The following is a 17,401-nucleotide window of genomic DNA, read 5'->3' as shown; positions in this document are numbered from 1 at the left end:
TCAGATAAAGGTCACCCGAACGTGGCGGGCGTCGCTGCGCAGCGTCACGCGTGCCGGAGCCCCGCCCCCGCGCACCGCGATCCGATCCGGACCGGTTGGCGCGCCCCACGTCTCGGCGTATGCTTCAAAACCACCCGTGACCTGCGGACCGCTGACCGCCGACCCTGTGAGAGGCCTATGCCGCTTTCGACCAGCCAGCCGAGCACCGAGACCGAGGCCACCCTGCTCGTCGTCGAAGACGAGGAGAACATCTGCGAGCTGCTCGCCACCTCGCTGCGGTACGCGGGCTTCGCCGTCCACGCCGTCGGCACCGGCGACGAGGCGCTCCGCTCCATCGCCCGGCACCGCCCCGACCTGGTCGTCCTCGACGTGAACCTCCCCGACTTCGACGGCTTCGAAGTCGTGCGCCGGATGCGCTCGGGCTCCGACCACACCCCCGTGCTCTTCCTCACCGCCCGCGACGACACCGCCGACACGGTCACCGGCCTGTCCGTCGGCGGCGACGACTACATCACCAAGCCCTTCGCGCTCGAAGAGGTCGTCGCCCGCATCCGCGCCGTCCTGCGCCGCTCCTCCGGGGAACTGCCCCGGCCCTCGCGCCTCCAGTACGCCGACCTCGAACTCGACGAGGAGACCCACGAGGTCTGGCGCGCCGGCAAGGCCGTGCAGCTCTCGCCCACCGAGTTCAAACTGCTGCGCTACTTCATGATCAACGCCGGGCGCGTCCTCTCCAAGGCCCAGATCCTCGACCACGTGTGGCGTTACGACTTCCGCGGCGACGACGGCATCGTCGAGTCCTACGTCTCCTATCTGCGCCGCAAGATCGACACCGGGGAGCCCAAGCTCATCCAGACCCTCCGCGGCATCGGCTACGTCCTGCGGGAGCAGCCTCGTTGAGCTCTCCACGAGTCCTGGCAGGCGTCCGTGACAGGTGGGACCGCACCCCGCTGCGGGTCCGGCTCACCGTGGCCGTGCTCGTCCTCGTCGCGGGCTCGCTCATCCTCATCAGCGTCTCCACGATCCTGGCGCTGCACTCCTACTTCCTCGGCACCGTCGACGAGGAGCTCGAGACCCAGCTGACCAGCTGGTACCCCGAGTTCTTCGACCCCACCAACTTCGAGAACTCCGAAGAGGCCCCCGGCCTGCGCCCCGAGCAGTACATCTTCAGCTTCCTCACCCCCGCCGGGAACCGCCTCGACCGACCCGCCGACCGCAGCGACTACCCGGTCTTCGACTACGAGCGACTCGCCGCCGCCGACGGGCAGGCGTTCACGGCGCTCGGCGCCGACGGCGTCACGCGCTGGCGCGTCCTGGCCCTGCCCGGCTCCAAGGTCGGCAGCAAGGACCCCGAGTACGACCCCCAGGCGCACAACCTCGACCCCGAGACCTACTACGTCCTCTCCTACAAGCTCTCGCACTTCGACAAGACCGTCGCCGGGCTCGTGTGGGTCGACATCCTCATCGGCGCGGGCGTCCTCGCGGGCCTCGCCGCGATCGGCGTCGGCCTGGTCCGCGCGAGCCTCTCGCCGCTGCGACAGATCGAGAACACCGCCGCGATGATCGCCGCCGGGAACTACTCGCGGCGCGTCCCCGACCACGACCCCAACACCGAGGTCGGCCGCGTCGGCTACGCCATCAACACGATGCTCACCAAGATCGAGGGCGCCATCCGCGCCCGCGAGTACTCCGAGGAGCGCGCGCACGACTCCGAGGAGCGCATGCGCGAGTTCATCGCCGACGCCTCCCACGAGCTGCGCACCCCCCTGACGAGCGTGCGCGGCTACGCGGAGCTGGTGCGCACCAACCCGCAGATGCCCGAGGCCGACCGGCAGCACTACATCGGACAGATCGAGGAGGCCGCCAAACGTATGGGCCTGCTCGTGGGGGACCTGCTGCACCTCGCCCGGCTCGGGCAGGAGCGTCCGGTCGAGACCGAGCCGGTGGACCTCGCCGTCCTCGGCCACGAGGCCGTCGCGGCCCACGCGGTCATGTCCGAGACGCACGAGTTCCGCTTCAGCAGCGCCCCGGGCGCGTCCACCGTCGTCGCCGCCGACCGGGCCCGCATGCGCCAGGTCCTCGACAACCTGCTCTCGAACGCCGTCCGGCACACCCCGCCCGGCACGAAGGTCGGCGTCGAGGTCGCCTCCGAAGGCGAGCAGGTGCGGCTCACCGTCGCCGACGACGGGCCCGGCATGGCTCCCGCCACGACCGAACGCGTCTTCGAGCGCTTCTTCCGGTCCGACGAGGTCGACCACCCGGGCTCGGGACTCGGTCTCGCGATCGTGGCGGCCATCGTCAAATCCCACGGCGGCACCGTCCAGGTCGCCTCCGAACCCGGCGAGGGCACCGCCTTCACCGTCCTCCTGACGGCCGAACCCGCCCCCGAGTAGGGACGCGGCGGCGGCGCCCACAGGGGATGCTTGGAAAACGTTGAGGTCCGTCGATGCCCTGCGGATGCGGCGACGCGCGGCCGAGCCGTCTGACCAGGCGGCTTGCTTCCGGACGAGACTCGGATCATTAAAGGGTTTTAAGGCGTTTTCGCAGCGGGCCGCGAGCTGCGCCCTGCATGCTGCCTTATATGAGCAGCACTGAGAGCACCGGCCCCGAGGGGACCGGACCGCAGCGCCCCGAAGGGGCCGACCACCCCGAAGCCGCAGCGGCCGACGCGCCCGCGACGAGCCTGCCTCCGAGCGGCGCGCCCGCCCACGAACCGCCCGCGAACCCGGCGCCCGCCCACCACACCGTCCCGCAGCACCAGCCCGCGGCGGCCCACCCGGCCCCGCCCTCCGATCACACCCGCGTGCTCCAAGGCGCGCCCGCCGGAGCCCCGCACATGGCCGGTCCCGGGGAGGCCCCCGCCTGGCAGCACGCCGGGCCGCCCGTCCCGCCGATGTACCAGCGGCCGGGCGCGCCGTCCGGCCCCGGCAAGGCCCGCGGCAAGCTCGTCGCCGGGGCGCTCGCGCTGGCACTGCTCGCGGGCGGCGCGGGCGGCGTCGCCGGCTGGTTCCTCAACGACAGCGACACCGGTTCCACGGTGGTCCAGTCCGTGTCCATGGACGCCGGCGAGGGCATGACCTACACGGAGATCGTGGACAAGGTCCGCCCCTCGGTGGTCACCATCGTGACCGACGCGGCCGAGGGCTCGGGCGTGGTCTACTCCGAGGACGGCTACATCGTCACGAACAACCACGTGGTCGACGGCGCCCAGACCGTGCAGGTCCGGTTCTCGGACGGCACCACCGCCGACGCCTCGATCGTGGCCACGGACGCGACCCAGGACCTCGCGGTCATCCAGGTCTCCGGTGCGGACGACCTGACCCCGATCACCTTCGGCGACTCCGACGCCGTGCAGGTCGGCGACGTGACCGTCGCGATCGGCTCGCCGCTGGGCCTCGAGGGCACGGTGACGACCGGGATCGTCTCGGCCCTCGACCGTTCGATGACCGTCGCGGGGGAGGACTCCCAGAGTCCCCGCCAGCAGCAGGGCCAGACGCTGACCGGGCTGCTCCAGACCGACGCGGCGATCAACTCCGGCAACTCCGGCGGCGCGCTCGTCGACGGCGGCGGCGAGCTCATCGGCATCAACACGGCCATCGCGACCACCGACTCGGGTTCGATCGGGCTGGGCTTCGCGATCCCGTCGAACATCGTGCAGGACACGGTGGAGCAGCTCATCGAGAACGGCTCGGTCGAGCGGGGCTACCTCGGGGTCTCGGTGGGCGACACCGACGGCAACGGGGCCATGATCCTCAGCGTCGAGCCCGGCTCCCCGGCCGCCGAGGCCGGACTCCAGGAGGGCGACGTGATCATCGCGATCGACGGCGAACCCGTCACCAGCGCCTCCGCGGTCGTCTCCGCGGTGCAGGGCACGTCCTCGGGCACCGAGGTCGTGATCACCTACCTCCGCGGCCAGGAAGAGCAGGAGACGACGGCGACCCTCGCCGCCTCCTAACCGGCCCTTCGCGTCTCGACGCGGACACATCGGCGGAACGCGGCCCCGAGCCAGAGGCTCGGGGCCGCCGTCGCGCGATCAGGTCCGGAGAACGCCGCACCGGGAACGTCGTACAGCGCCCAACCGTGCGCGGCACGTCGTCCCCGGTGCGTTCACTGCGAGCTGTTGGTGCTCGTCGCCTGGAGCGCGGCCCGCGCGGGGCGCAGCTCCACCGGGGCGATGCCGGTGTCGATCCACTCGGCCAGGCGGTCGCGGTCTACGATGAGGACGCCCAACTGGTGCGCGACGGCCTCGTTGCGGGCGGCGTGGTGCATCCAGTGCAGGTTCGCGTTGGTGATGAGCACGCCCGCGTCGCAGTCCCAGCGGGCCTTGATCTCGCCGCCGAGGATCTGCACGTGCCGGTTGCCGTTGCGCCGGCGCAAGGTCTTGTCGTCCTTCTTGGCGCGCACGATGATCCGCTTGCCGTTGGTGAACGTCACCACGAAGTTGCAGCCCAAGTCGTTCTTGCGGTGCCCGAACTTCTTGACCCGCTTGGCGTCCAGACCGACCAGCAGCTGGCCCACCATCGCGTCGAATGCCGGGATGTTCATCTTGTCGACGCTGCGCATGAGATCGTGCCGCTCGGCCGTCATGGTCCTGTCGCGGGTCTCGTGGCCGCGGCTGCGGAACAGGATCCATCCCGCGAGGGCCGTGCCCCCCAACAACATCGCCACCGACGCGAACCAGGCCCAATGGTCCGCTATGAATCCGAGAACGAAGTAACCGAGGACGAGAACGGCGATTCCCGCTCCGACTCTGAGGATCACGGACATGGCGGCCTCCACTTGGTCCAGAGGGCTCGACGGACTTACGGCTCGCAAGCATCGCCGAGAGGCGGCTGGCGTTTTGTCTCCTGTGATGTCACTTCAAGTATCCGTTACCGTTCGCTCACGCGTAAGGGCAATGTCCGGTACCCGACAGCATGGATCGACAGCCTGCATGTGCGGCCCGTCGCGACGCGCTCACCGAGCCCGTCCCCCGCCGAGGCCGGTGGGGGATACTGGCCTGGTGTCGACATCAACAACCGGCGTTTTGGTGCTTCTCGGTGCGCCGCTGGGAAATCCAGAGGACGCCTCGCCTCGGCTCCGGACCGAGCTGGCCCGCGCCGACGTCATCGCCGCAGAGGATACCCGGCGGCTCCGGCGGCTCCTGAGCGAGCTGGAAGTCGTTCCAGGAGCGGTGATCACGTCGTATTTCGAAGCGAACGAAGCGGGCAAGACCACCGCCCTCCTCGAACGGCTGCACGACGGGAAGCGGGTCGCGATCATCACCGACGGCGGGATGCCCTCCGTCTCCGACCCGGGCTTCCGCCTCGTCAAGGCCGCCGTCGACGCGGGCATCCCGATCACCTGCGCGCCGGGCGCGAGCGCCGTGACGACCGCGCTGGCGCTCTCGGGGATGCCGTGCGACCGGTTCTGCTTCGAGGGCTTCGCCCCGCGCAAGGACGGCGAGCGGCGGCGCCTGTTCACCGAGCTCGCCGAGGAGAAGCGCACCATGGTGTTCTTCGAGTCGCCGCGGCGCGTCACGGACACCTTGCGCGCCATGGCCGCCGTCTTCGGCGACGACCGGCCCGCGGCGCTGTGCCGGGAGCTGACGAAGACCCACGAGGAGGTCCGCCGCGGCGGCCTCGCCGCGCTGGCCGAGGGCGCGGAGGCCGACCCGCCGCGCGGCGAGATCACCCTGGTGGTCTCGGGCTGGACGGGCCCCGCCGCGAGCGAGGCGACCCCGGAGGCGATGGCCGCGGCGGTCGCCGCCCTGGAGGCGACCGGGACCGACCGCAAGATCGCGATGAAGACGGTGGCGCTCCGCTTCGGTGTGAGCCGCCGCGACGTCTACGAAGCGGTCCTCAAGGCCGACTGAGCGGGGATTCCCCGTCAGGGGGAATGGTCGCACTCGCGCACCGTGCGGTGCTCGATGCGGGCCTCCGCGGTCAGCGGGGGACGGCCGAGTCGCTCAGCGAGCGCGACGTGGAGGGCGTCGTACGAGTCGGCGTCAGTTCGGCTTGCGACGAGACGCGCGCGCGGGTGCGACGCTCACAGCTCGTCGAACTTGAAGGTCTTCCACGACACCAGGCCGATCGCCACGGCGAAGGCCGCCAGCATCCCCACCTGCGGCAGCACCGACGACGGCGGCGAGCCGTAGACCACCACCGCCTGCAGCGCCTCGTTGAGGTACCGCATCGGCGAGAGGTACGAGAGCCACTGCACCCACTCCGGCGACAGCGCCAGCGGATAGAACGCCCCGGACACGAACGCCATCGGCATCGTCACGAGGTTGCTCAACCCGGCCGCGGCCGGGCTCGTCTGGGCGATGCCGCCGATGACCACGCCGATCGCGAGGAATGCGAACGTCCCGAGCACCACCAGCGGCACCGCGAACCACGTCCACGCCGACAGCTCCAGCCCGAAGGCGAGGGCCGCCACCGCGAGGAACACCGCGGTCTGCACGACCGCGACCGCGAGGTTCACCGAGACCTTCGCGCCCAGGAACGTCTTCACCGACGCGGGCGTCAGCCGCAGCCGCCGCAGGAGCTTGTCCCGCTTCCAGTCCACCATCGTGCCGGCCGCGCCGAACACGCCCGCGATCGCGATGCCCCACGCCAGGATCCCCGGCGCCAGGTACTGGATCGGCCGCATCGCGCCGCCCTCGGCCTCCTCGACCTCGGTGGTCAGCACCGGCTCGCTCGGCGCGGCCTCCGCCAGGACCTCCACGTTCACGTCGTCGACCAGCGCCGACAGGTTCCCCGCGGCGATCGCGCCCGAGGTCGAGTTCGTCGACGACGGGTAGATCCGCACGGTGTCGCCGTCCTGGACGACCGCGGCGTCCGCGTCGCCCGCGCGCATCACCGCCAGCGCCTCGTCGAGACCGGCCGCCTCGGTGACGGTGAACGTGTCGGGATCCGCCTCGTCGAGCACCGCGACGTCGCCGACCGCGATCACGCGCGAAACCGTGTTCGCGGTGGAACCGAACACGCTCGCCAGCAGCACCATGAACATCAGCGGCAGCAGGATCGTGAAGAACACCTGGCTGCGGTCGCGCAGCCACCCGCGCCCGAGCGCCCGCACCAGCGCCGGGTACGCCCGGCTCGCGCTGATCCGGGGCCGCCCGGTGCGCGCTTCGGCCGTATCGAGGCTCATTCCCGCCACTCCCGTCCGGTCACGTGCAAGAAGACGTCTTCGAGGTTCGCCGTGCGCACCGACAGGTCCTCCAGGGCCCCGTCCGAGGCGAGGGCCGTCAGGAGCTTCCGCGGGTCGCGCGTCTCGAACACGACCTGGGTCTCGCCCGCGGTGACGGACTCACCGGACGCGAGCTCCTTGACGCGCTCCTCGCTGAGCTGCCCGGCCGCGATGGTCACCCGGGTCGGGGCGTCGAGGGCCCGCACGAATCCGGCGGGGGAGTCGACGGCCTTGATCTTCCCGGCGTCCATGATGGCGACCCGGTCGCAGAGCGCCTCGGCCTCCTCCATGTAGTGCGTGGTCAGCACCACGGTGCGGCCTTCGGCGTTGATCGCGCGCATGAGGTCCCAGAGGTTGCGCCGCGCCTGCGGGTCGAGGGCCGCGGTCGGCTCGTCGAGGAACACCAGTTCGGGGTCGCCCACGAGCGCGCAGGCCAACGACAGCCGCTGCTGCTGGCCGCCGGAGAGCTTCTCGCAGCGGACGTCGGCGTGCTCGGTGAGGCCGACCAGGTCGAGCATCTCGTCGCCTCGGCCCTTCGCGGCCCCGTACAGTTCCGCGAACGTCTCGATCTGCTCCTTCGCGGTCAGGAACTCGAAGAACGAGGACGCCTGGAGCTGCACGCCGAGGCGGCCGGTCAGTTCGGGGGAGTGGGGCCACGGGGACCGCCCGAGGAGGCGCACGGTCCCGGAGTCGGGCTTGCGCAGTCCTTCGACGATCTCCAGGGTGGTGGTCTTCCCGGCCCCGTTGGGGCCGAGGATCCCGAAGAACTCGCCGCGCTCGACGCGGAAGCTCACCCCGTCGACGGCGCGGACCTCACCGGTCCTCCGGCCGCGGTAGGTCTTGCGGAGGTCGGCGACCTCGATGGCGGCGTCCATACCGGCTAACGCTATGCCATCGCCCGATGTGATCGGGTTCTCGGCCTCGCGGTGCGCGCGTTCCGAAGCGCGCGGCGGCGAATCGGCGCCGGCGCGGGGACGGCGCCGCGCACGGCCGCGGAACGTGCAAGCGGGCGAATCCGGCATCAGACCGCAGAACGGGCAGCCCGAGCGCCCCGGCCGCGATCACGCCGAAAGGCCCGACACCGCCGCGCGGGCCGCGCATCGTTCACACCCTCCGTAACACGACCGTGCGCCGAACTTCATCGCTCCGGCACAGTCGCCGCACAACCAGGCAACGCCGCTCGCGGAAGGTTGCGCCATGACCGCGACACTGACGAAACCCGAGAGTCCCGCCCGGAAGGGCTGGATCACCGACTGGCGCCCCGACGACGAGACCTTCTGGCGCGAGACCGGCCGCAAGGTCGCCAAACGCAACCTCGGCTGGTCGGTGCTCGCCGAGCACCTGGGCTTCTCGGTCTGGACGATGTTCAGCATCATCACCCCCTACCTCGCCGCCGCGGGCTTCGGCTTCAGCACCAGCCAGCTGTTCTGGCTCACCGCCGTCCCGAACCTCGTCGGCGCGTTCCTGCGCATCCCCTACACCGCGGCGGTCGCCCTCTTCGGCGGCCGCAACTGGACCGTCATCTCCGCGGCGCTCCTGGTCGTCCCGACCTCGCTGCTCACCTACTGCGTGATGACGCCGGGCACGCCGTACTGGCTGTTCGTCGTCGCGGGGGTCGCCGCCGGGTTCGGCGGCGGCAACTTCGCCTCCTCGATGGCCAACATCTCCTACTTCTACCCCGAGCGCTACCGGGGCGCCGCCCTCGGCGTGAACGCCGCCGGCGGCAACATCGGCGTCTCGGTCGTCCAGTTCGTCGGCCCCCTGGTCATCGGCCTCGGCGTCGTCGGCGCCTCGCAGGGCACCACCGAGTCCGGCTCGGCGTTCTTCCTCCACAACGTGCCGCTGCTGTGGATGGGCCTGGCCGTCTTCGCCGCGTTCATGGCCTGGCGCGCGATGGACAACCTCGCCGTCTCCCGCACGCCCCTGCGCCAGCAGCTGCCCGCCCTGACGCGCAGGCACACCTGGATCATGAGCGTCCTCTACATCGGCACGTTCGGGTCGTTCATCGGCTACTCGTTCGCGTTCCCGCTGGTCATCAAGATCGAGTTCCCCGCCTTCCAGTCGCTGTGGCTGGCCGCGCTCGGGCCGCTGGTCGGCTCCCTCGCGCGCCCCGTCGGCGGCTGGCTCGCCGACAAGCGGGCCGGCGCCCCGATCACCAGCCTCGCGTTCATCGTGATGGGCGGCGGCGTCCTCGGCGCGATCGCCGGCATCGACACCGGCTCGTTCGCGCTGTTCTTCACCTCCTTCATGGTCCTGTTCCTCATGAGCGGCATCGCCAACGGCTCGACCTACCGGTCCATCCCGGCGATCTTCCAGGCCGAGGCCGCCGCCTCCGCCGGACGCCCGACCACCGAGGCCGAGGTCGTGCAGGCCAAGAAGCTCACCGCCGCCGCGCTCGGCTGGATCTCCGCCATCGGCGCGTTCGGCGGGTTCCTCATCAATCAGGGCTTCCGCATCTCCAACGAGCAGACCGGCTCGGTCGTCGTCGCCATGTACGTCTTCCTCGCCGGCTACGCGGTCTTCCTGGGTCTGAACTGGTGGTTCTACCAGCGCAAGGTCTTCGTCGACCGCGCCCCGAGCCTCGCCTACGCCAAGGTCTGACCCCGGTCCGATCCCCGCGCCCCTCGACTGGGACATCGTCGTCGCACGGTCGCACGCCCGGCCCGCAATCGCCACCCGAGGACGATTGCGGGCCACTTAGCATCCCGGAAACACGGCTCACGTGACGCCGAAACGACCCCTGGGCACACTCGCCCCATGACCGTTCGCACCGCCCTCCCCGTCGTCCGCACCGCCGACACCCACTGCCCGTACTGCGCGCTGCAGTGCGGCATGCGCCTGGAGGAGGACACCGAAGGCACGGTCACCGCCTCGCCCCGCGGCGGCGGCATGTGCAAGAAGGGCTGGACCGCGCCCGAGCTCCTCGACCACCCGAAGCGGCTCACCACCCCGCTGCTCCACGGCGAACCCGTCTCCTGGGAGACCGCCCTCGACCACGTCGCCGACCGCATCCGCGCCGTCCAGGCCGCGCACGGCAAGGACGCCGTCGGCGTCTTCGGCGGCGGCGGCCTCACGAACGAGAAGGTCTACCAGCTCGGCAAGTGGACCCGGCTCGCCCTCGGCAGCAAGCACATCGACTACAACGGCCGCTTCTGCATGTCCTCCGCGGCAGGCGCGCTCAACCGCTCCTTCGGCGTCGACCGCGGCCTGCCCTTCCCCAAGGACGACCTGAAAGACGCCGACGTCGTCGTCCTCGTTGGCGCCAACCCCGCCGAGACCATGCCGCCGCTCATGCGGTTCCTCGCGAACGCCGAGCTCATCGTCGTCGACCCCCGGCGCACCGCCACCGCCGAGCAGGCCCAGCTCCACCTCCAGCCGGCCCCCGGCACCGACCTCGCGCTCGCGAACGGCCTCCTGCACATCGCGATCGAGCAGGGCTACCTCGACCACGACTACATCGACGCCCACACCACCGGCTTCGACGAGGTCCGCCAGACCGCCGCCGGCTACTGGCCCGCGTTCGTCGAGCGCATCACCGGCGTCTCGGTCCCGGACCTCTACGCGGCCGCCCGCCTCATGGCGGGGCCCATTGACGACCCGCAAGGATCGCCGAGACCCAAGAAGACCGTCATCCTCACCGCGCGCGGCTCCGAGCAGCACGCCAAGGGCGTCGACACCGTCACCGCCTGGATCAACCTCGCGCTCGCCCTCGGCCTGCCCGGCAAGCCCTCCTCCGGCTACGGCTGCATCACCGGCCAAGGCAACGGCCAAGGCGGCCGCGAGCACGGCCAGAAGGCCGACCAGCTCCCCGGCTACCGCTCGATCACCGACCCGGCCGCCCGCGAACACGTCGCGAAGGTGTGGGGCGTCGCCCCCGAGACCCTCCCCGGCGCCGGCGTCTCCGCGGTCGAACTGCTCCGCAAATGCGGCGACGACGTCAAGATGCTCTTCGTGCTCGGCTCCAACCCGATCGTCTCGGCCCCCCGCGCCGCACGCGTCGCCGACCGCCTCAAAGCCCTCGACTGCCTCGTCTCGTTCGACTTCGTCCTCTCCGAGACCGCCCAGCTCGCCGAAGTGGTCCTCCCCGTCACCCAATGGGCCGAAGAGGACGGCACCATGACCGACCTCGAAGGCCGCATCATCCGCCGCCGGTCCCTCCGAGACGCCCCCGACGGCGTCCACTCCGACCTGTGGATCATGAAGGAACTGGCCGACCGCCTCGACGCCCCCGGCGCCTACTCCACCGACCCCGCGTCGATCTTCGAGGAACTCGGCCGCGCCTCCGCCGGCGGCAAGGCCGACTACTCCGGCGTCTCCTATGAGCGCCTTGAAGCACGCACCTTCCAGTGGCCCGTCCCGAGCCCCGACCACGACGGCACCCCGCGCATGTTCGCCGACTTCACGTTCAACACCCCGGACGGCAAGGCCAAGTTCGTCGCCGTCGACCACCGACACCCCGCCGAACGCCGCGACAACGTCTACCCGCTGTACCTCACCACGGGCCGCGTCCTCACCCAGTACCAGTCCGGCGCGCAGACCCGCCTCATCGAATCCCTCGGCGGCACCCCCGACAGCGAGCAGTTCCTCCAGATCCACCCCGACACCGCCGTGCGCCACGGCATCGGCGAAGGCGACTGGGTCCGCATCACCTCCCGGCGCGGCTCCTACACCGCACCGGCGCGGCTCACCGCCGACATCCGGCCCGACACCGTCTTCAGCCCGTTCCACTTCCCCGGCGCGGCCAACGCCAACGCCGCCGTCTCGGACGTGCTCGACCCGATCAGCCGCATGCCCGAGTTCAAGGTCTGCGCCGTCAAGATCGCGCCCGCCGCGAGGCCTTAACGTCCGTCAGGGTCGACCGGGCCGAAAGATCCGTCGAACGGCCGACCCACGCCGGTCGAATTGCCCAGGGCGACAAGGACCCTGCGAACCTACGGTGGAGGAGCGGCCCCGAAGCGGGCCGCACCGGACCCTCCACCGTTAGGAAGCACCTTGCAACGCTCAATGCGAACCGCCCTCCTCGGGGCGACCGCCGCGGCCGTCGCCGCAAGCGCGGGCGTCTTCACCCTCCACAGCGCCACGGCCCAGGCCACCGAACCGGCGGACGCGCCGGAACCCGCGGCGGCGCTGGCGATCCCCGCACCGGGCGGCGAGCACGCCGTCGGCACCACGCAGCTCCATCTCGTGGACGAGGCCCGCGCCGACGTGTGGGTCCCCGAACGAGACCGCGAACTCATGGTCACCATGTGGTACCCGACCGACGAGACCGACGGCGCGACCGCCCCGTACATGACCGCCGACGAGGGCGCGCTCTTCGGCGCCCAACTGCAGGTCCCCGGCGACCTGATCGCCTCCGTCGAGACGAACGCGATCACCGGGGCCGAACCGCTCGCCGACGACGGGACCCTGCCGCTCGTGATGCTCTCGCCCGGGTTCTCGTTCCCGCGCGCGACCCTCACCGGCATCGCCGAAGAACTCGCCAGCCACGGCTACGCCGTCGCCGCCGTCGGGCACGCCTACGAGGCCCCGATCAGCTTCCCCGACGGGCGCACCACCGAATGCCTCACCTGCACCGAGGACCTCGACGCGGACGCGCTGGTGCCGAACCGCGCCGAGGACCTCTCGTTCGTGCTCGACGAACTCACCGGCGACGACGCCGCGTGGGAGGACGGCGGCGTCATCGACGAGGACCGCATCGCCGTGGGCGGCCACTCGATCGGCGGCGCGAGCAGCCATCGCGTCATGGCCGCCGACGACCGCTTCGACGCCGGCTTCAACCTGGACGGCACGTTCTTCGCCCTCGACCGGCACAAGTTCGACCGGCCGTTCATGATGATCGGCGCCGAAGACCACGGCCGGCCCGGCGCCGACAAGACCTGGACCAAGGCGTGGAAGCACCTGGACGGCTGGAAGCGCTGGATCACCGTGGACGGCACCGGCCACAGCTCGATGACCGACCTCGGGCCGCTCGCCGAGCAGGCCGGACTCAACGAGTTCGAACTCGACGGCTTCCGCGCCGACGACCTGTCCCGCGCCTACCTCACCGCGTTCGTCGACGAGCACCTGCGAGGCGACGACCGCCCGATCCTCGACGGCCCCGACGAGGCCTGGCCCGAGGTCGAGTTCCACAACCCCTGAGCCGCACCGGGAAACCAGAAGCCCGGCCGCGCTGTGCGCGGCCGGGCATTACGACGGCTCGATGTCGAAGTGCGCGCAGTGCTTCGGACGAGCGATGCGACTCATGCGCCCCGGCCCCGCTCATCGCGAAGGAGCTCCTCAACGCGTGCTGAGCGTCGCTTCGACCGCTGTGGCCCGCTCGCGCGGCCATGAGACGCCTCCGAGATGCGACTCGATCGCTTCCTGGTGAGCTCTGAAACGGTCATCCCGCGTCGCGCAACCGCATGGCGCAGCCTGGGGCCGAGTTGGTCGGAGATCTTCACGGCAGTGCGTGCCATGTAGGCCGGCATGCCATCGAGCGGCCTCGTCACGTGACGTGCGGCGGGCGCGCCCGGTGGTTGTGCGGGGCCTAGCCGCAGTTGCGAAGCCGCTGCGGCAGCAGGAATTCCTGCGTCTCCTCGGCGATACGCCGCTCGACCACCTCGATCGGGCCCTCCGCCGCGATCGCGGCGACCACCTCGTCCACCAGCCTCGGCGGTGCCGAGGCCCCCGCCGTCACGGCGACGGTCCTCGCGTTCGCCAGCCAAGCGGCGCGCATGGCGCCGGCGTTCTCGATCAAGTGGGCCTCCACCCCGGCGTTCCGGGCCAGTTCCACGAGCCGAGTGCTGTTGCTCGAGTTGGCCGAACCCACGACCAGCACCAGGTCCGCCTCGTCGACCACGGCCGCCACGGCCGCCTGGCGGTTCGTCGTCGCGTAGCAGATGTCGTCCGCGCCCTGGCCCTTGATCATCGGGAAGCGCCGCTTCAGCGCTGCGGCGATCGCCTCGACCTCGGGCACCGCGAGCGTGGTCTGGCTCAGGTACGTGATCTTGTCCCGGTTCTCCACCCGCAGATCCGGGACCTCGTCCGCCGATTCGATCAGGAGGGTCCGCCCCGGGGCGATGCCCATCGTCCCCACGACCTCCTCGTGGCCCTCGTGTCCGATCAAGATCACCGTGTCGCCGGCGTCGGCGGCGCGCTTGGCCTCCGCGTGGACCTTCGCCACCAGCGGGCACGTCGCGTCCACCGCGTCGAGTCCGCGTTCGGCCGCCTCCTGCTCCACCGCCGGGGCCACCCCGTGGGCGCTGAACACCACCAGCGCCTGCTCGGGCACCTCGTCGAGCTCGCTGACGAACACCGCGCCCCGCGACTCCAGGTCGGCCACCACGTGTGCATTGTGGACTATTTGGTTGCGCACGTACACCGGCGGCCCGTGCTGCTCCAGGAGCCGCTCGACGATCTCGATCGCCCGTTCCACCCCGGCGCAGAACGACCGCGGCGCGGGCAGCAGCACGCGCCGGGCCGCGCTCGCCCGCTGACCCCGGGGGGGCCGGCCGGCCGGAGGCGGGTGCTCTCGGGGCGGTTCGCGGTCCTGCGATCCACTGTCTCGCCGTTGCTCCTGCGCCATAAATTGGCCCTGTCGACCGTGCTCGCGGCCAGGCCCGTCAGCTCGGCCACCACCTCGGGCCGCAGCCCGGCCGCGGCGAGGCTGCCGGTGGCCGCCTCGGTGAGCGTCTCGGCCGATCGGCGGCTCGCGTGCCGTCCACCGCACGCCTCCACCAGATCGGCGGCCCGGCGCAGTTCGGCCTCGGTGAGCTGGCCGGTGGCGTTGTAGAGCTCGGCGAGTTCGGGCGCGTCGGCGTGGCCGGATCCCAGCGCCGCCGTCACCGGCAGCGACTTCTTGCGGTTGCGCAGGTCCGAGTACACGGCCTTGCCGGTGACCGCGGGGTCACCCCAGATCCCGAGCAGGTCGTCCACGTGCTGGAAGGCGAGACCCAGGCGGAATCCGAAGTCCCGCAGCGCGTCCACCTGCTCGCGGGTGCCGCCGCCGAAGAGGGCCCCGAGGGCCGTGGCGCAGCCCATGAGCGAGGCGGTCTTCGCCTCGGACATCGCCACGCACTCGTCGAGCTCGACGCGGTCGCGGGTCTCGAAACGCGTGTCCGCCAGCTGCCCTTCGATGAGGGACCGCACCGTCTGCGCGAGCACGCCCGCCCCCACCGCGGCCCGGTCGCCGCCGGCTTCGGCGATGATCTCGAACGCGAGCGCGTGCAGGGCGTCGCCGACCAGGATCGCGTCGTTGACGCCGTAGACCTTCCAGGCGGTCGGCCGGTGCCGCCGGAGGCTGTCGCGGTCGATGATGTCGTCGTGGATGAGGGAGAAGTTGTGGATCATCTCGACGGCCACGGCGGCGGGGACGGCCTGCCGCCAGGCCTCGTCGTCGATCGCCTTGGCTGCCAGCAGCGTCAGCAGCGGCCGGAGGGCCTTGCCGGAGTTGGCCTCGACGGGTTCGCCCGCGGTGTCGGTCCAGCCGAAGTGGTAGGCCGCGATGCGGGCCGCGGGGCCCGGCAGCCTGCCGGCGGCCGCGCGCAGTCCGTCGTCGATGGCCTCGCGTTCGGCGCGGTACTTGCTGGCACGGTGGCGGTCGGTCAGGACGGTCATGGGGCCTCCCTGGGCGGTGGCGGAACGCGGCGCTCCGGCTCGATGGGGTCTGCGGTGCTCGGTCTCCGGACGGCGTCGCGAAGCGGCGGTGCCGCTTCGCGACGTTCGACACTCTCGTCAACTGTGCTCTCGAAGCGCCGTGCTCGGACACGGGCGGGGGCCCGGGCGGCCGCGGTGGTGCGCGGTGCGGCCGCCCGGGGCTGCTCAGCGTCCGATCTCGACGTGCTCGAGGATGCCGAGCGCGTCGGGGACCAGGACCGCCACGGAGAAATAGGCGCTGACGAGGTAGGACATGACCGCCTTCTCGTCGATGCCCATGAAGCGCACCGAGAGGCCGGGCTCGTACTCGTCGGGCAGGCCGGTCTGGTGCAGGCCGACGACGCCCTGCTCCTCCTCGCCGGTGCGCATGCAGAGGATCGACGTGGTGTTCGCCGAGGTGATCGGGATCTTGTTGCACGGCAGGATCGGGATCCCGCGCCACGCCGGGATGTGGTGCCCGTGGAAGTCCACCGTGTTCGGGTAGATGCCCCGCTTGGTGCACTCGCGGCCGAGCGCGGCGATCGCCTTCGGGTGGGCGAGCAGGTACTCGGGCTTGCGGCGGCGGCTGATCAGCTCGTCCATGTCGTCCGGGGTCGGCGGGCCCGAACGGGTGGGGATGCGCTGGTCGAGCGACGCGTTGTGCAGGAGCCCGAACTCGCGGTTGTTCACCATCTGCTCCTCCTGCTGCTCGCGCAGGGCTTCCACGGTGAGCCGCAGCTGCTGCTCCATCTGGTTCATCGGCTTGTTGTACAGGTCCGCGACGCGCGTGTGGACGCGCAGCACGGTCTGCGCCACCGACAGCTCGTACTCGCGCGGCTTGAGCTCGTAGTCCACGAACGTGCGCGGCAGGTCCGGCTCGCCGGTGTGGCCCGCCGCGATGTCGATCGCCGACTCGCCGTGCTTGTTCGTCTTGGCGGAGCGGTTCGCCCGGAACTGCTCGAGGTGCCGGGCCAGCACCGGGATCCGCTCCACGAGTTCGGCGACCGCGGACGCCGGGAGGGTGAGCACGATGGCCGGGGTCGCCGCGATGACGTCGTGGTCCCACACCGGTCCGTCCTCGGTGAGGATCTCGTCGCCGAAGTGGTCGCCGTCGACCATGAGGCCGAGCGAGGACTGGTCGCCGAAGGGGCCCGAACCGAACTGCTCGACGCGGCCGTGCGCGATGAGGTGCAGGCCGTCGATCGGCCGGCCCCGCTGGGCCAGGTGCTCCCCGGCGCCGACCTCGCGCTGCTCGAAGCGGTCGGCGAGCGCGCTCAGGACCGCTTCGTCGTCGATGCCGCGCAGGTGCGCGATCTCGCCGAGTTCAGTGGGGATGACGCGGACGTCGTCCCCTTCATTGGTGAACTCCACGCGACCGTCGCCGACGGTGTGCGTCAGCCGCCGGTTGACCCGGAACGCGCCGCCCTGGGTCTGCACCCACGGCAGGATCTTCAGGAGCCACCGAGAGGTGATCTCCTGCATCTGCGGAGCGGACTTGGTGGTGCTGGCGAGGTTGCGAGCGGCGGCGGTGCTGAGGCTGGTCTGCGGTTGCTGTCCGTTCGACGTCTGCGAAGGGACGGCCGGAGTGCTTTCGACGGCGGAATCGGTCATGTGCACATTT

The 17,401-nt window shown here is 71.2% G+C and carries 13 protein-coding genes; 7 read left to right on the top strand and 6 right to left on the bottom strand.

Going from position 1 to position 17,401, the window contains the following annotated elements; genetic code table 11:
- The first annotated feature begins 177 nt into the window (after window positions 1-177).
- The 3 genes from K3N28_RS04780 to K3N28_RS04770 all read left to right on the top strand — a co-directional run bounded on the left by K3N28_RS04780 (window position 178) and on the right by K3N28_RS04770 (window position 3,952).
- On the top strand, window positions 178-897 hold the full coding sequence (locus K3N28_RS04780) for a response regulator transcription factor (protein ID WP_228091325.1): 720 nt from the start codon (window positions 178-180) through the stop codon (window positions 895-897).
- Window positions 894-2,390, top strand: coding sequence for a cell wall metabolism sensor histidine kinase WalK (locus tag K3N28_RS04775; protein WP_228091324.1), 1,497 nt, complete (start codon window positions 894-896; stop codon window positions 2,388-2,390). The genes K3N28_RS04780 and K3N28_RS04775 overlap by 4 nt, the downstream gene beginning before the upstream one ends.
- 188 nt (window positions 2,391-2,578) lie before the next feature.
- Entirely contained in the window at window positions 2,579-3,952 is a 1,374-nt protein-coding gene (locus K3N28_RS04770) for a S1C family serine protease (protein WP_228091323.1), read from the top strand.
- 152 nt (window positions 3,953-4,104) lie between these two features.
- Here K3N28_RS04770 and K3N28_RS04765 read toward each other — a convergent pair whose 3' ends face one another.
- Window positions 4,105-4,659, bottom strand: coding sequence for a restriction endonuclease (locus K3N28_RS04765; protein WP_228091391.1), 555 nt, complete (start codon window positions 4,657-4,659; stop codon window positions 4,105-4,107).
- Between the two features lie 337 nt (window positions 4,660-4,996).
- Between K3N28_RS04765 and rsmI the strand changes: the two genes are divergently transcribed.
- Window positions 4,997-5,851 (top strand): 16S rRNA (cytidine(1402)-2'-O)-methyltransferase, encoded by an 855-nt coding sequence (gene rsmI / locus K3N28_RS04760; protein ID WP_374209701.1) that lies wholly within the window; start codon window positions 4,997-4,999, stop codon window positions 5,849-5,851.
- A gap of 173 nt (window positions 5,852-6,024) precedes the next feature.
- On the opposite strand, the gene K3N28_RS04755 is transcribed toward rsmI, so the two are convergent.
- Window positions 6,025-7,128: an ABC transporter permease gene (locus K3N28_RS04755; RefSeq protein ID WP_228091321.1), complete on the bottom strand. Its 1,104-nt coding sequence runs from the start codon at window positions 7,126-7,128 to the stop codon at window positions 6,025-6,027.
- On the bottom strand, window positions 7,125-8,042 hold the full coding sequence (locus tag K3N28_RS04750) for an ABC transporter ATP-binding protein (RefSeq protein WP_228091320.1): 918 nt from the start codon (window positions 8,040-8,042) through the stop codon (window positions 7,125-7,127). Before K3N28_RS04750 ends, K3N28_RS04755 begins: the two co-directional genes overlap by 4 nt.
- A gap of 322 nt (window positions 8,043-8,364) precedes the next feature.
- Here K3N28_RS04750 and K3N28_RS04745 point away from each other — a divergent pair, with 322 nt between their 5' ends.
- The 3 genes from K3N28_RS04745 to K3N28_RS04735 all read left to right on the top strand — a co-directional run bounded on the left by K3N28_RS04745 (window position 8,365) and on the right by K3N28_RS04735 (window position 13,305).
- Complete coding sequence (locus K3N28_RS04745) at window positions 8,365-9,768, top strand: MFS transporter (protein ID WP_228091319.1); 1,404 nt, start codon at window positions 8,365-8,367, stop codon at window positions 9,766-9,768.
- A 156-nt stretch (window positions 9,769-9,924) separates the two neighbouring features.
- Complete coding sequence (locus K3N28_RS04740) at window positions 9,925-12,009, top strand: molybdopterin oxidoreductase family protein (RefSeq protein WP_228091318.1); 2,085 nt, start codon at window positions 9,925-9,927, stop codon at window positions 12,007-12,009.
- Window positions 12,010-12,171: 162 nt separating this feature from the next.
- Entirely contained in the window at window positions 12,172-13,305 is a 1,134-nt protein-coding gene (locus K3N28_RS04735) for a prolyl oligopeptidase family serine peptidase (RefSeq protein ID WP_228091317.1), read from the top strand.
- A 388-nt stretch (window positions 13,306-13,693) separates the two neighbouring features.
- Here K3N28_RS04735 and ispH read toward each other — a convergent pair whose 3' ends face one another.
- The 3 genes from ispH to K3N28_RS04720 form a co-directional block, all read right to left on the bottom strand.
- Complete coding sequence (ispH, locus tag K3N28_RS04730) at window positions 13,694-14,581, bottom strand: 4-hydroxy-3-methylbut-2-enyl diphosphate reductase (protein ID WP_255640255.1); 888 nt, start codon at window positions 14,579-14,581, stop codon at window positions 13,694-13,696.
- Entirely contained in the window at window positions 14,506-15,762 is a 1,257-nt protein-coding gene (locus K3N28_RS04725) for a polyprenyl synthetase family protein (protein WP_228091315.1), read from the bottom strand. Before K3N28_RS04725 ends, ispH begins: the two co-directional genes overlap by 76 nt.
- A gap of 204 nt (window positions 15,763-15,966) precedes the next feature.
- Entirely contained in the window at window positions 15,967-17,391 is a 1,425-nt protein-coding gene (locus tag K3N28_RS04720; protein ID WP_228091314.1) for a family 2B encapsulin nanocompartment shell protein, read from the bottom strand.
- Between the last annotated feature and the right edge of the window lie 10 nt (window positions 17,392-17,401).

This window comes from Glycomyces sp. TRM65418 (genome assembly GCF_019710475.1).
Lineage (GTDB): Bacteria > Actinomycetota > Actinomycetes > Mycobacteriales > Micromonosporaceae > Glycomyces.
The sequence above is the reverse complement of the archived record's forward strand: the minus strand, read 5'-3'. Positions and strand labels throughout refer to the sequence as shown.

What these genes read in the sequence shown, in the direction of transcription:
- K3N28_RS04740 (WP_228091318.1), top strand. Translation starts at nt 9,925, where the DNA reads ATGACCGTTCGCACCGCCCTCCCCGTCGTCCGCACCGCCGACACCCAC.
- K3N28_RS04755 (WP_228091321.1), bottom strand. Translation starts at nt 7,128, where the DNA reads ATGAGCCTCGATACGGCCGAAGCGCGCACCGGGCGGCCCCGGATCAGC.
- K3N28_RS04750 (WP_228091320.1), bottom strand. Translation starts at nt 8,042, where the DNA reads ATGGACGCCGCCATCGAGGTCGCCGACCTCCGCAAGACCTACCGCGGC.
- K3N28_RS04720 (WP_228091314.1), bottom strand. Translation starts at nt 17,391, where the DNA reads ATGACCGATTCCGCCGTCGAAAGCACTCCGGCCGTCCCTTCGCAGACG.
- K3N28_RS04765 (WP_228091391.1), bottom strand. Translation starts at nt 4,659, where the DNA reads ATGTTGTTGGGGGGCACGGCCCTCGCGGGATGGATCCTGTTCCGCAGC.
- K3N28_RS04735 (WP_228091317.1), top strand. Translation starts at nt 12,172, where the DNA reads ATGCGAACCGCCCTCCTCGGGGCGACCGCCGCGGCCGTCGCCGCAAGC.
- K3N28_RS04780 (WP_228091325.1), top strand. Translation starts at nt 178, where the DNA reads ATGCCGCTTTCGACCAGCCAGCCGAGCACCGAGACCGAGGCCACCCTG.
- K3N28_RS04725 (WP_228091315.1), bottom strand. Translation starts at nt 15,762, where the DNA reads ATGACCGTCCTGACCGACCGCCACCGTGCCAGCAAGTACCGCGCCGAA.
- K3N28_RS04745 (WP_228091319.1), top strand. Translation starts at nt 8,365, where the DNA reads ATGACCGCGACACTGACGAAACCCGAGAGTCCCGCCCGGAAGGGCTGG.
- K3N28_RS04770 (WP_228091323.1), top strand. Translation starts at nt 2,579, where the DNA reads ATGAGCAGCACTGAGAGCACCGGCCCCGAGGGGACCGGACCGCAGCGC.